Source organism: Dorea sp. ICN-14282, from assembly GCF_037890115.1.
Lineage (GTDB): Bacteria > Bacillota > Clostridia > Lachnospirales > Lachnospiraceae > Dorea_B > Dorea_B phocaeensis.
Window position 1 is genome coordinate 201,244 of sequence record NZ_JBBKBH010000002.1, and the last position, 12,256, is coordinate 213,499.

Annotated in this window: 24 protein-coding genes; all 24 read right to left on the reverse strand. The window is 42.0% G+C overall.

The window, feature by feature from the left end; all coding sequences use genetic code 11:
- Window positions 1-39: 39 nt before the first annotated feature.
- Entirely contained in the window at window positions 40-999 is a 960-nt protein-coding gene (locus WKT00_RS06275; protein WP_101694938.1) for a DNA-directed RNA polymerase subunit alpha, read from the reverse strand.
- Between the two features lie 30 nt (window positions 1,000-1,029).
- Window positions 1,030-1,623 carry a 30S ribosomal protein S4 gene (rpsD, locus tag WKT00_RS06280; RefSeq protein WP_101694939.1) on the reverse strand — a complete coding sequence of 198 codons (594 nt, stop codon included), beginning with the start codon at window positions 1,621-1,623 and terminating at the stop codon, window positions 1,030-1,032.
- 102 nt (window positions 1,624-1,725) lie between these two features.
- Window positions 1,726-2,121: a 30S ribosomal protein S11 gene (gene rpsK / locus WKT00_RS06285; RefSeq protein ID WP_049729986.1), complete on the reverse strand. Its 396-nt coding sequence runs from the start codon at window positions 2,119-2,121 to the stop codon at window positions 1,726-1,728.
- Between the two features lie 49 nt (window positions 2,122-2,170).
- Window positions 2,171-2,539, reverse strand: a complete 369-nt coding sequence (rpsM, locus tag WKT00_RS06290) for a 30S ribosomal protein S13 (protein ID WP_101694940.1) — start codon at window positions 2,537-2,539, stop codon at window positions 2,171-2,173.
- A 318-nt stretch (window positions 2,540-2,857) separates the two neighbouring features.
- A complete protein-coding gene (rpmJ, locus tag WKT00_RS06295) occupies window positions 2,858-2,971 on the reverse strand; it encodes a 50S ribosomal protein L36 (RefSeq protein WP_003022746.1) in 114 nt (37 codons plus the stop codon).
- Window positions 2,972-3,195: 224 nt separating this feature from the next.
- A complete protein-coding gene (infA, locus tag WKT00_RS06300) occupies window positions 3,196-3,414 on the reverse strand; it encodes a translation initiation factor IF-1 (RefSeq protein ID WP_004607275.1) in 219 nt (72 codons plus the stop codon).
- Between the two features lie 3 nt (window positions 3,415-3,417).
- Window positions 3,418-3,648, reverse strand: a complete 231-nt coding sequence (locus WKT00_RS06305; protein WP_101694941.1) for a KOW domain-containing RNA-binding protein — start codon at window positions 3,646-3,648, stop codon at window positions 3,418-3,420.
- A gap of 9 nt (window positions 3,649-3,657) precedes the next feature.
- A complete protein-coding gene (gene map, locus WKT00_RS06310) occupies window positions 3,658-4,449 on the reverse strand; it encodes a type I methionyl aminopeptidase (protein WP_101694942.1) in 792 nt (263 codons plus the stop codon).
- A 5-nt stretch (window positions 4,450-4,454) separates the two neighbouring features.
- Window positions 4,455-5,099, reverse strand: coding sequence for an adenylate kinase (locus WKT00_RS06315; RefSeq protein ID WP_173814595.1), 645 nt, complete (start codon window positions 5,097-5,099; stop codon window positions 4,455-4,457).
- Between the two features lie 66 nt (window positions 5,100-5,165).
- Complete coding sequence (gene secY / locus WKT00_RS06320) at window positions 5,166-6,482, reverse strand: preprotein translocase subunit SecY (RefSeq protein WP_101694944.1); 1,317 nt, start codon at window positions 6,480-6,482, stop codon at window positions 5,166-5,168.
- Window positions 6,482-6,922 carry a 50S ribosomal protein L15 gene (rplO, locus tag WKT00_RS06325; RefSeq protein ID WP_101694945.1) on the reverse strand — a complete coding sequence of 147 codons (441 nt, stop codon included), beginning with the start codon at window positions 6,920-6,922 and terminating at the stop codon, window positions 6,482-6,484. Before rplO ends, secY begins: the two co-directional genes overlap by 1 nt.
- A 25-nt stretch (window positions 6,923-6,947) precedes the next feature.
- Window positions 6,948-7,127: a 50S ribosomal protein L30 gene (rpmD, locus tag WKT00_RS06330; RefSeq protein WP_101694946.1), complete on the reverse strand. Its 180-nt coding sequence runs from the start codon at window positions 7,125-7,127 to the stop codon at window positions 6,948-6,950.
- Window positions 7,128-7,141: 14 nt separating this feature from the next.
- Window positions 7,142-7,651 carry a 30S ribosomal protein S5 gene (gene rpsE / locus WKT00_RS06335; RefSeq protein ID WP_101694947.1) on the reverse strand — a complete coding sequence of 170 codons (510 nt, stop codon included), beginning with the start codon at window positions 7,649-7,651 and terminating at the stop codon, window positions 7,142-7,144.
- Window positions 7,652-7,665: 14 nt separating this feature from the next.
- Window positions 7,666-8,034 carry a 50S ribosomal protein L18 gene (gene rplR / locus WKT00_RS06340; protein WP_101694948.1) on the reverse strand — a complete coding sequence of 123 codons (369 nt, stop codon included), beginning with the start codon at window positions 8,032-8,034 and terminating at the stop codon, window positions 7,666-7,668.
- A gap of 17 nt (window positions 8,035-8,051) precedes the next feature.
- The gene (gene rplF / locus WKT00_RS06345; protein WP_101694949.1) at window positions 8,052-8,594 is read right to left on the reverse strand and encodes a 50S ribosomal protein L6; all 543 of its coding nucleotides are present in this window, start codon (window positions 8,592-8,594) and stop codon (window positions 8,052-8,054) included.
- Window positions 8,595-8,771: 177 nt separating this feature from the next.
- Window positions 8,772-9,173, reverse strand: a complete 402-nt coding sequence (gene rpsH / locus WKT00_RS06350) for a 30S ribosomal protein S8 (protein WP_101694950.1) — start codon at window positions 9,171-9,173, stop codon at window positions 8,772-8,774.
- A gap of 33 nt (window positions 9,174-9,206) precedes the next feature.
- Window positions 9,207-9,392, reverse strand: coding sequence for a type Z 30S ribosomal protein S14 (locus WKT00_RS06355; protein WP_006427396.1), 186 nt, complete (start codon window positions 9,390-9,392; stop codon window positions 9,207-9,209).
- Between the two features lie 11 nt (window positions 9,393-9,403).
- Window positions 9,404-9,943, reverse strand: coding sequence for a 50S ribosomal protein L5 (gene rplE / locus WKT00_RS06360; RefSeq protein WP_101694951.1), 540 nt, complete (start codon window positions 9,941-9,943; stop codon window positions 9,404-9,406).
- A 23-nt stretch (window positions 9,944-9,966) separates the two neighbouring features.
- Window positions 9,967-10,278, reverse strand: coding sequence for a 50S ribosomal protein L24 (gene rplX / locus WKT00_RS06365; protein WP_340262037.1), 312 nt, complete (start codon window positions 10,276-10,278; stop codon window positions 9,967-9,969).
- Between the two features lie 15 nt (window positions 10,279-10,293).
- A complete protein-coding gene (gene rplN / locus WKT00_RS06370; RefSeq protein WP_006427393.1) occupies window positions 10,294-10,662 on the reverse strand; it encodes a 50S ribosomal protein L14 in 369 nt (122 codons plus the stop codon).
- 19 nt (window positions 10,663-10,681) lie between these two features.
- On the reverse strand, window positions 10,682-10,936 hold the full coding sequence (gene rpsQ, locus WKT00_RS06375) for a 30S ribosomal protein S17 (protein ID WP_101694953.1): 255 nt from the start codon (window positions 10,934-10,936) through the stop codon (window positions 10,682-10,684).
- 20 nt (window positions 10,937-10,956) lie between these two features.
- Window positions 10,957-11,166, reverse strand: a complete 210-nt coding sequence (rpmC, locus tag WKT00_RS06380) for a 50S ribosomal protein L29 (RefSeq protein WP_006445003.1) — start codon at window positions 11,164-11,166, stop codon at window positions 10,957-10,959.
- A complete protein-coding gene (gene rplP, locus WKT00_RS06385; protein WP_101694954.1) occupies window positions 11,156-11,593 on the reverse strand; it encodes a 50S ribosomal protein L16 in 438 nt (145 codons plus the stop codon). The genes rpmC and rplP overlap by 11 nt, the downstream gene beginning before the upstream one ends.
- A gap of 2 nt (window positions 11,594-11,595) precedes the next feature.
- Window positions 11,596-12,249 carry a 30S ribosomal protein S3 gene (gene rpsC / locus WKT00_RS06390; protein WP_101694955.1) on the reverse strand — a complete coding sequence of 218 codons (654 nt, stop codon included), beginning with the start codon at window positions 12,247-12,249 and terminating at the stop codon, window positions 11,596-11,598.
- Between the last annotated feature and the right edge of the window lie 7 nt (window positions 12,250-12,256).

Sequence of the window (12,256 nt, forward strand, 5' to 3'; positions counted from 1 at the left end):
TTCGGGCTTATCAGCGGATACATTTTAAGGAAGTTACTCTTACTCTTCTCCTCTGCTGAGACCAAGTCCCAACTCATCGAGTTTTGCAAGTACTTCTTCCAGAGATTTACGTCCCAGATTTCGTACTTTCATCATATCTTCCGGTGTTCTGTTTGTCAGCTCTTCTACAGTATTAATGCCTGCTCTCTTGAGACAGTTGTAAGAACGAACGGATAATTCCAATTCATCAATGCTCATCTCAAGAACTTTTTCTTTCTCATCATCTTCTTTTTCAATCATAACTTCTGCTGCCTGTGCAACTTCAGACAGATCGATAAAGAGTTTCAGATGCTCGCTTAATACTTTTGCTGCCAGGCTGACTGCTTCATCAGGAAGCAGTGTGCCATTGGTGTATACATCTAAAGTTAATTTGTCAAAGTCTGTAATCTGACCCACACGAGTATTCTCTACAGTAAGATTTACACGCTCTACCGGAGTATAGATGGAATCGATCGGAATTACCGCGATCGGCAGTTCCTCATTTTTATTCTTATCAGCGCTTACATATCCTCTGCCCTTTGTGATGACAAGTTCCATGTACAGTTTGCTGTCTGCACCGCCATTTAAAGTAGCGATAACAGTCTCAGGGTTCATAATCTCAATATCCTGATCCACCTGAATATCTGCTGCTGTTACAACGCCTTCTCCTTCAAACTCGATATAAGCAGTCTTCGGCTCATCTGTCTCAGATGTATTCTTAATAGCCAGTGACTTTAAGTTCATAATGATCTCAGTCACGTCTTCCTTAACACCAGGAATTGAACTGAACTCATGAAGAACTCCGTCAATCTTCACCTGGCTGATTGCAGCACCAGGCAGGGAAGAAAGCATAATTCTTCTAAGAGAGTTACCTAATGTAGTACCATATCCTCTTTCGAGCGGCTCTACGACAAATCTTCCATACTTCTTATCTTCTGAAATCTCTGTTATCTCAATATTGGGTTTATTAAAATCAAACACTAAGTCCACCTCCTGTGGTGTTACGGGTTATTATTTAGAATATAATTCGACGATTAACATCTCATCTACAGGAACATCGATTACTTCACGTCTTGGAAGTTCTTTTACTGTTCCTTTCAGGTTCTCCAGGTCAGCCTCTAACCACTCCGGAACAAGACGTCCACCTGTAACCTCTACGATACCTTTGTATCTTGGAGAGCTTTTGTGTTTTTCCTTGATCTCGATTACATCGCCTGCTTTGATCAGGTAAGATGGAATGTTGATCTGCTTTCCGTTAACAAGTACGTGCTTGTGGTCAACGATCTGTCTAGCCTCACGTCTTGTTCTTGCAAGTCCCAGACGGAATACTACGTTGTCCAGTCTGGACTCCAGGATTCTCATCAGGTTCTCACCTGTCATACCATTCATACGCTGAGCTTTCTCAAAGTAGTTTCTGAACGGTTTTTCTAATACGCCATAGATGAATTTTGCTTTCTGTTTCTCACGTAACTGAAGACCATACTCGCTCATCTTTCTGTTAGATCTCTTTAACTGTCTGTTAGACTTTTTATCAATTCCCAAATAAACTGGATCCATTCCGAGGGATCTACATCTTTTAAGAACCGGAACTCTATTTACTGCCATGTTTTCGTTTTCCTCCTGATTATTTTCATTTCTAAGGGAGTTTTTCGAGACTAGGCTCGAAAAGACTTCATCCTTTTGTTCTTTACTGTATTCAAATAAGAACTAGACTCTTCTGCGTTTCGGTGGACGACATCCGTTGTGTGGTACCGGAGTTACGTCCTTAATGCTTGTTACATCGATTCCACATGCCTGAAGAGCACGGATTGCTGCTTCTCTTCCTGAACCTGGTCCCTTAACCATAACGTCAACTGATTTTAAGCCATGTACTAATGCTGCCTTAGCTGCTGTCTCAGCTGCCATCTGTGCTGCATAAGGGGTAGATTTCCTTGAACCTCTAAATCCAAGACCGCCTGCACTTGCCCATGACAGAGCATTTCCCTGTGCATCTGTTAATGTAACGATTGTGTTATTAAAAGATGACTGGATGTGAGCCTGTCCGTGTTCAACGTTTTTCTTGACACGTTTTTTTGTCACTTTTTTTGTAACTTTCTTTGCCATAATAAAACTAACCTACTCTTTCTTTTTTTCTTTGATATTTAATGTCTGCCTATTTCTTCTTGTTTGCTACTGTTCTCTTAGGACCTTTTCTTGTTCTTGCGTTGGTCTTTGTCTTCTGACCACGAACCGGAAGTCCTTTTCTGTGACGGATTCCTCTGTAGCATCCGATTTCCTGAAGTCTCTTAATGTTAAGAGCGATCTCTCTTCTCAAGTCACCTTCTACTACCTGTGTTTCGTCGATAACTGCGCTGATCTTCTTAACGTCTTCGTCTGTCAGATCTCTGCAGCGAATGTCAGGATTTACTCCTGCCTCTGTCAGAATACGGGTTGCACTTGCTCTACCGATTCCGTAGATGTAAGTAAGCCCGATCTCTACTCGTTTGTCTCTTGGTAAATCTACACCTGCAATACGTGCCATGTGAATTTTCCTCCATTTTCCTTGTTTTTTCTTGTTTCGCTGAAAAACAACACTTTTTCAGCTTGCGCACATCGTCTTTAATAGGGGATCTTTAAATCCCAGGTGCGTTTCGGTATCCACACCCTTTCCGGTCCTCTTTCTAATCGGTGATTTTTCAAAACCACACGCTTATCCGACGGTAAGGACGGACCGGCATTAGAAGCAATATACGAAGGATTTTCACCGGCTACAGGTGCTCCTTGTATATCTAAAACAGTCTACACACCTCCAGGCGTGTCCACTGTCAGCCGCCTCGTTAAGCTTCTTTTCGCCCAGTGATTAACCCTGTCTCTGTTTGTGCTTAGGGTTTTCACAAATAATGCGAATGCTTCCTTTTCTCTTAATTACTTTGCATTTTTCGCAAATTGGTTTTACTGATGATCTAACCTTCATTAGGGGATCCTCCTTTCATCCATTGCTCTGCCTTTTGTGTCTGCACGATTTCCTACACCTTTCCTTCGATCTTTGTGCAACTCTAAGACCAAAGGGCAGACTAACTCTTAGAAACGTGCTCATATAGTATAGCACTTTATATATAAGAAAGTCAACAAATTTTTTATAAAAAAAAGGGCACTTCTCGTTTTCTTTCCAAACGCTAGTGCCCTCTCTTGATCCTCTTATTTATCTCTCCAGATAATTCTTCCTTTTGACAGGTCATATGGAGATAATTCTAATGTTACCTTATCTCCCGGTAAAATCTTAATGAAGTTCATACGAAGCTTCCCGCTGATGTGTGCCAGCACCTGATGTCCATTCTCCAGCTCTACCTGAAACATAGCATTTGGCAGCTTCTCAACAACAGTTCCTTCAATTTCAATTACGTCAGCCTTTGACATAGATTAATCCTCCTTTAATATCCGTTTGATTTTTACATCTGTCGCGCCTTCCAGATCATAGGTTCTCCCGATAATCTGAATGTGTTTTTTCTTCTTTTTCTTCGGCTTATCCAACGTCCGGATTCTCCCGTCCACCAGATAAACGTAGTTGTTATCTACGGCAGCAATCACATATCTTTCGCCTGCATCATGTCCTGCTTTAGACACCGCAAGCATCCCTTTCTTCATTTCCATATGCCGCTCCTACTCTGCCTGTTCTGACTCTTGATCTTTCGCAGTCTGCGTAGTCAAGGTTAGAAGCTTTGGTCCTTCATCCGTAATCAGCACGGTATTTTCATAATGCGCTGACAGTGAATGATCTCTGGTAACAACAGTCCAGTCATCCTCAAGCCAGTCAACTTCCCATCCGCCGATATTGATCATCGGCTCAATGGCCAATGTCATTCCGGCCTTCAGAAGAACCCCTTTTCGCTTCATCTCATAATTTGGAATCTCCGGTGCTTCGTGAAGCGCCGTTCCGATCCCATGGCCGCACAAATCACGTACAACTCCGTATCCACGCTCACTTGCATATCTTCCAATTGCAGAAGATATGTCAAATAAGTGATTGCCTGCTTTCGCGTATTTGATCCCTTCAAAGAAACATTCTCTCGTTACCCGAATCAATTCCTGTGCTTCTTTACTGATCCTTCCGACAGCATGTGTTCTTGCCGCATCGGAATGGTATCCCCGATAGATGACGCCTGCATCCAGACTCACGATATCTCCTTCTCTGATAAAACGATGTTCACTTGGAATTCCATGTACGACCTCGTCATTGATGGATACGCAAATGGATCCCGGATAACCGTTATATCCAAGAAAGGATGGGATACATCCATAACTGCGGATTATTTCTTCTCCCAGGCGGTCTATGTCTTTGGTTGTCATTCCCGGACGCAGCTCCTTTTCCAGTTCGTTATGAACAATCTCCAGGATGCGTCCAGCTTCTTTCATCAATTCAATTTCTCGGGTCGATTTTATCGTAATTGGCATGTTGCTTACGCTCCTAACAGGCCTACGATTGCCTGAAATACATCGTTAATATCAACCGTACCGTCTACTGTTCTTAAGATTCCAGCTGCTGTATAGTAATCGATCAGCGGCTGTGTCTGCTCATGGTACACACCGAGACGTTTCTGTACGGTCTCCGGCTTGTCATCTTCTCTTAAAATCAGTTCTTTTCCGCAAGTATCACAGATACCTTCCACCTTCGTCGGTGCATATTCCAAATGATAAGTTGCTCCGCACCCTACGCATGCGCGGCGTCCGCCCATACGGCGGATAATATTCTCATCCGGTACATCTACATCAATAGCAAAATCCATCTTCTCTCCGATCGCTGCCAACGCTTTATCAAGCGCTTCTGCCTGAGGAATCGTTCTCGGAAAACCGTCCAGAACGTAACCGTCCTTACAATCTTCCTGGCCCACGCGGTCTACTACCAGATCAACAACCAGTTCGTCAGGAACCAGAAGCCCCTGATCCATGTATGTCTGAGCTTTCTTTCCAAGTTCTGTACCATTTTTGATATTTGCTCTGAAAATATCTCCTGTTGAAATGTGAGGAATATTGTATTTTGCTGCAATTTTCTTTGCCTGAGTACCTTTTCCTGCACCAGGTGCACCTAACATAATAATCTTCATAGATATGTTTCCTCCTTAATAGCATTTTAACCCGCGAAAAAAAGCCTTTTCCCGCGAGTCAAAATCTTACTTATTTAAAAATCCCTTATAATTACGTACCAGCATCTGTGATTCAAGCTGTTTTAACGTCTCAAGCACAACGCTGACGATAATGATCAGGGAAGTACCACCGAACGATACATTTGCGCCAAGCCATCCATTAAAGAGGATCGGCACAACCTGAATAACAATCAGTGCACATGCACCAACAAAGATAATGTAGTTCAAAATCTTTGTCAGATAATCAACCGTTGGTTTTCCAGGACGGATACCTGGGATAAATCCTCCGTTTTTCTTCATGTTATTTGCAATCTCTAACGGGTTAAACGTAATAGAGGTATAGAAATAAGCGAAGAATACAGTCAGAATGATATATACCAACAGTCCCCAGGAATACTTAAGCTGTGCTGGATTGCACCAGTTTCCCTGGTTGAGACCACGAAGGATCTCACTTCCAATTCCGGTTCCGTTGCCTTTTCCTAGGAAGGATGCAATAACAACCGGTGTCTGCATCAATGATGACGCAAAGATAATCGGGATTACACCTGCAGTATTAACTTTCAGCGGAATGTTACTGGACTGACCTCCATAGGTCTTTCTTCCTACCACTTTCTGAGAATACTGTACTGCAATCTTTCTTACACCGCCCTGAAGAATTACTACGAATACAACAAGAGCAATGATAATTGCAAGAATAACTACTACTGCAAGCGCTGCGGAAGCGATCGGTTTTCCTTTGACAAACTGTTCAAACAGAGTTGTCATATCACTTGGAATACGGGAAACAATGTTAATTACCAGGACAATGGAAATACCATTTCCCACACCCTTTTCTGTGATCCGTTCACCGATCCACATCAGGAACGCAGATCCTGCTGTGAGTGTAAGTACGACGATTGCAACATTGACGAAATTATATTCTGTCAAAAGTCCCTGACGTCCAAATCCTACTGCCATAGCTGTAGATTCGATAAGCGCCAAAATCACCGTCACATAACGAGTAATTGCTGCGATCTTCTTTCTTCCGTCTTCTCCATCTTTCTGCATCTCTTCCAATTTTGGAATCGCAATTGTGAGCAACTGCATAATAATGGAAGAAGTAATGTATGGCGTAATACTCAATGCAAAGATTGACATACGCTCCATAGAGCCCCCGGTGAAAGCGTTAAACAAGTTAAACGCTTCCCCCGTATTCTGGGCAAAAAAGTTCTGAATAAACTCCGTATTCACTCCCGGTGTCGGCAGCTGTGAGCCAATTCTAATAACGATCAACATCAAAAACGTGTATCCGATTTTTTTGCGAATATCTTTAATTTGAAATGCTCTTCGGAATGTTTCTAACATTAGATCACCTCTGCTTTTCCACCTACAGCCTCAATCTTCTCTTTTGCACTTGCACTGAATGCATTTGCCTGAACGGTCAGTTTCTTTGTCAGCTCTCCGCCTCCAAGAATCTTAACACCATCTCTTGGGTTCTTTACGATTCCCTGTTCAATCAGAGTCTCTACAGATACAACTGTATCATTCTCAAATACTTCAAGAGCGCTTAAGTTAATACCAATGATTTCTTTAGAGTTTCTGTTCTTGAAACCTCTCTTTGGTATTCTTCTATATAATGGCATCTGTCCACCTTCGAAACCTGGTCTTGTTGCTCCAGAACGAGCTTTCTGACCTTTGTGTCCCTTACCAGCAGTCTTACCATTTCCAGAACCGTGTCCACGTCCTCTTCTGAAATTATCACTCTGTTTTGCTCCATCAGCAGGTCTTAAGTTTGATAAATCCATTGTGACACCTCCTTATCTGATATAATTATGCTTCTTCTACTTTTACCAGGTGAGAAACCTGTTTGATCATCCCTCTTGTTGCTGCGTTGTCCGGCAGTTCAACTGTCTTGTTTAACTTGCGAAGTCCTAATGCTTCTACAGTTTTCTTATGCTTCGGTACAGCACCAATTGTAGATTTCACTAATGTAACTTTTAAATTTGCCATCTTAATCTACCTCCTTAGCCTAAGATCTCTTCAACAGATTTACCGCGAAGCTTAGCTACTTCTTCCGGAGTCTTAACCTGGCGTAATCCTTCGATTGTAGCAAGAACTACGTTCTGCTTATTGTTGGAACCAAGAGATTTTGTACGAATGTTCTTAATTCCTGCCATCTCGATTACGGCACGCGCCGGACCACCGGCGATTACTCCAGTACCTTCCGGAGCCTTCTTCAGTAATACAGAAGCTCCTCCGAATTTACCGATAAAATCATGTGTAATACTATCATTTTCATCTAAGGCTACTGAAATCAGATTCTTTGCAGCATCTTCTTTTCCTTTGCGGATTGCTTCCGGAATCTCAGTAGCTTTTCCTAAACCTGCACCAACATGGCCATTACCATCACCAACAACTACTAAAGCTGTGAATCTCATGTTACGGCCACCTTTAACAACTTTGGTTACACGTTTAATTGATACTACTTTTTCATTTAACTCTAACTGACTAGCATCAATACGTTCCTGTCTCATGTGTGCTCCTCCTTCTAGAAATTCAACCCAGCTTCTCTAGCTGCGTCTGCTAATGCCTGAACTTTACCCTGGTAAATAAATCCGCCTCTGTCGAAGACAACGTCTTTAATACCTTTCTCGATTGCCTTCTCAGCAATAACTTTTCCAAGATATGCTGCTGCATCAACGTTGTTTGTTTTCTCCAGGTTTGCTTTCACATCTTTCTGAAGAGTGGAAGCGGAAACCAGAGTATGATGAGCAGTATCATCAATGATCTGAGCATACATGTGATTGTTACTTCTAAACACTGCGAGGCGTGGGCACTGCGCAGTACCGCTCAAACGGTTACGTAATTTTCTGTGCTTATTTACACGTACAACACTTCTTGATTTTTTGCTAACCATTTTTACACTCTCCTTTCTTATTTCTTACCAGTCTTACCAACTTTACGTCTGATAACTTCATCAGCATACTTAATACCTTTACCTTTGTATGGCTCCGGTCTTCTCTTATCTCTGATCTCAGCCGCAAACTGTCCAACTTTTTCTTTATCGATACCTTTAACGACGATCTTGTTCTGTCCTTCCAGTACTGTCTCAACGCCTTCTGGATCTTCCATCTCTACTGGATGAGAGTATCCAAGGCTGAGTGTCAGCTTGCTTCCGGACTTCGCTGCTTTGTATCCAACACCGTTTACTTCCAGAACCTTCTGGTATCCTTCTGTAACACCAACAACCATGTTATTGATCAGTGTTCTTGTCAGACCGTGTAAAGATTTCATTTTCTTCAGATCGTTTGGTCTTGTTACTACAACTTCCTCACCTTCAACCTTGATGGTCATCTCTGTTGGAAGTTCTCTTTCAAGTGTTCCCTTTGGACCTTTTACAGTCACTTTGTTATTCTCTGCAACCTCAACAGTTACGCCTGCTGGAATTGCAACTGGCAGTCTTCCGATACGTGACATTGCCTTATCCTCCTTAACTTAAATTTTCGGAACAATTCTGAATTGTTCTGTTTTCAGTCTGTTACATAAGGAAGTTCTTTTCGCTAAGCTCGTAAGTACCTCGCTAAGCTCAAAGAACAACCTCGCACTAAGTTCAAGCATCGCTTTACAACTTGCTTTCACTAAGTTGCTTTTGGTTTACCATACGAAGCAAAGTACTTCTCCGCCAACGCCGAGCTTTCTTGCTTCTTTATCTGTGATCACACCGTGATTTGTAGAGATGATTGCTGTTCCAAGTCCACCAAATACCTTCGGTACATCAGCGCTGTTTGCGTATACACGCAGACCTGGCTTGGAGATTCTCTTAAGACCTGTGATTACTTTTTCATTCTTATCAGCACCATACTTTAATGTGATGCGGATTGTCTTGAATACTCCGTCTTCGATGACGTCGTATTTTGCGATGTATCCTTCATCTAATAAGATGTTTGCGATAGCAAGTTTCATCTTAGATGCAGGTACGTCTACTGTATCATGTTTCGCAGTATTTGCATTACGGATTCTTGTAAGCATATCTGCAATTGGATCGCTCATAGTCATGAATTGTTTCCTCCTTTTCTAAATGTTCAAAGCCTACCAGCTGGCTTTCTTTACGCCAGGGATCTGACCTTTGTATGCCAATTCGCGGAAGCAAACACGGCAGATTCCATATTTTCTTAAATATGCATGTGGACGACCACAGATTCTGCAACGATTGTATTCTCTTGTAGAGAATTTCTGCTTACGCTGCTGCTTAACTTTCATTGCTGTCTTAGCCATAATTTACCTCCTTATTTTGTAAATGGCATGTTGAACTGTGTTAACAATTCACGAGCCTCTTCATCTGTTTTTGCAGTGGTAACGAAGATGATATCCATACCTCTTACCTTGTCGATCTTATCATACTCGATCTCAGGGAAGATGATCTGCTCTTTGATTCCAAGAGCGTAGTTTCCTCTTCCGTCGAATGCGTTAGGATTTACTCCTCTAAAGTCACGTACACGAGGTAATGCAAGGTTGATCAGACGATCAACGAACTCATACATCTTCTCTCCTCTTAAAGTAGTTTTACATCCGATTGCCATTCCTTCTCTTAACTTGAAGTTAGCAACAGATTTTTTAGCCTTACATACAACAGCTTTCTGTCCTGTAATCTTTTCCATATCTGCAATTGCTGAATCTAACAGCTTTGCATTGTCTTTTGCCTCTCCAACTCCCATGTTGATTACAACCTTGTCGAGCTTCGGCACTTCCATAATATTTTTATAACCGAACTTCTTGATCAGAGCATCTACGATCTCGTTCTGGTATTGTTCTTTCAGTCTACTCAAAGCACTGGACCTCCTTCCTTAGATTAATCAATCACTTCGCCAGTTGATTTTGCGAAACGAACTTTTTTGTCGCCATCCATCTTAATTCCGACTCTTGTAGCTTTTCCTTTGTGCATATACATTACGTTAGATGCATCGATCGGACCTTCCTGATGAATGATTCCGCCATTGGCATTGGAAGCACTTGGTTTTGTATGCTTTGTCAGCATGTTCACGCCTTCAACAACAACCTTACCATCTTTCTGGTTTACAACAATAACCTTGCCTTCTTTGTCTTTATCTTTACCAGCGATTACCTTAACAGTGTCGCCTTTTTTGATCTTTAACATTGACATCTTACGCGCACCTCCTTAAAGTACTTCCGGAGCCAGAGAAACAATTCTCATGAACTGTTTGTCACGAAGCTCTCTTGCTACTGGCCCGAAAATACGGGTTCCTCTTGGTGTCTTATCATCTTTTATAATTACAGCAGCATTTTCATCGAAACGGATGTAAGAACCATCTTTACGACGAGTACTGTTTACAGTACGAACAACTACAGCCTTTACTACGTCACCTTTTTTCACAACGCCGCCTGGTGTTGCATCTTTAACAGTCGCAACGATTACATCACCGATACTTGCATATCTTCTGGTTGAACCGCCCAGTACACGGATACAAAGTAACTCTTTCGCACCTGTATTGTCTGCTACTTTCAGTCTGCTTTCTTGCTGTATCATGCAGGTTTCCCTCCTTATACTATTTCGCTTTTTCCATAATTTCAACAAGTCTCCATCTCTTGTCTTTGGACAGAGGTCTTGTTTCCATAACTTTTACCTTGTCACCAATGTTGCACTCATTGTTCTCATCGTGTGCTTTCAGCTTATATGTCTTCTTTACAATCTTCTTGTAAAGTGGATGTTTTACATGATTTTCAATGGCAACAACGATGGTTTTATCCATTTTATTGCTGATAACCTTACCCACACGGGTCTTTCTAAGATTTCTTTCCACAGCCTATACTCCTTTCCGGATTATTCCGCAGCATTTGCCTTTTCAGTAATTACTGTCTGAATTCTGGCAATGTTTCTTCTTACTTCTTTGATTCTGCTTGTATTGTCTAACTGATTTGTTGCGTTCTGGAATCTCAAGTTGAAAAGTTCCTTTTTAGCAGCTACTAATTCTTCGTTCAGCTCTGCAGCTGATTTTGTTTTTAAATCTTCTACAAATGCATTAATTTTCACTGTTATCACCGCCTTCTAAATCTTCGCGTGAAACGATCTTACATTTACAAGGTAATTTGTGCATTGCAAGACGTAAAGCTTCACGTGCTGTTTCCTCAGGAACTCCAGCAAGCTCGAACATTACACGTCCCGGCTTCACAACTGCTACCCAGTACTCTAAAGTTCCTTTACCGGAACCCATACGTGTTTCAGCTGGTTTCGTAGTTACAGGTTTATCTGGGAATATTTTGATCCAAACTTTACCACCACGCTTGATGTAACGTGTCATAGCGATACGGGCAGCCTCGATCTGATTGGAACGGATCCAGCATGGCTCCATTGCAACGATACCATATTCACCATTTGTAATCTTGTTTCCGCGAAGAGCTTTACCCTTCATGGAACCACGGAATTGTTTACGACGTTTTACTCTCTTTGGCATTAACATGATTATCTATCTCCTTCCTTTGATGCTTTTTCCGGAAGAACTTCGCCTTTGTAAATCCATACCTTAACACCAACTTTTCCGTAAGTTGTGTCAGCCTCAGCGAATCCGTAGTCAATGTCTGCTCTCAATGTCTGAAGCGGAATTGTTCCTTCGCTGTAGAACTCTGTACGAGCCATGTCAGCTCCGCCAAGACGTCCTGATACGGAAGTCTTCACACCAAGTGCTCCTGCCTTCATTGTTCTAGACATGCAAGACTTCATAGCACGTCTGAAGGAAATACGGTTCTCAAGCTGAAGAGCGATATTCTCTGCTACTAACTGTGCATCCTTATCCGGTCTCTTAACTTCTTTGATGTCTACTACTAACTTCTTATCTGTAAACTGTGCTAATTCACCTTTTACTTTCTCGATCTCTGATCCGCCTTTACCGATAACAACTCCCGGCTTAGCTGTATAAATGATGATCTTAACGCGATCGGATGCTCTTTCGATCTCAATCTTAGAAACACCGGCGCTGTATAATCTCTTCTTAAGATACGTTCTGATTTCATGGTCTTCTACTAAGTAGTCTGCGAAATCTTTTTCTGCATACCATTTAGAGTCCCAGTCTTTGATAACACCGACTCTCAAACCATGAGGATTAACTTTCTGTCCCATGTTTGCC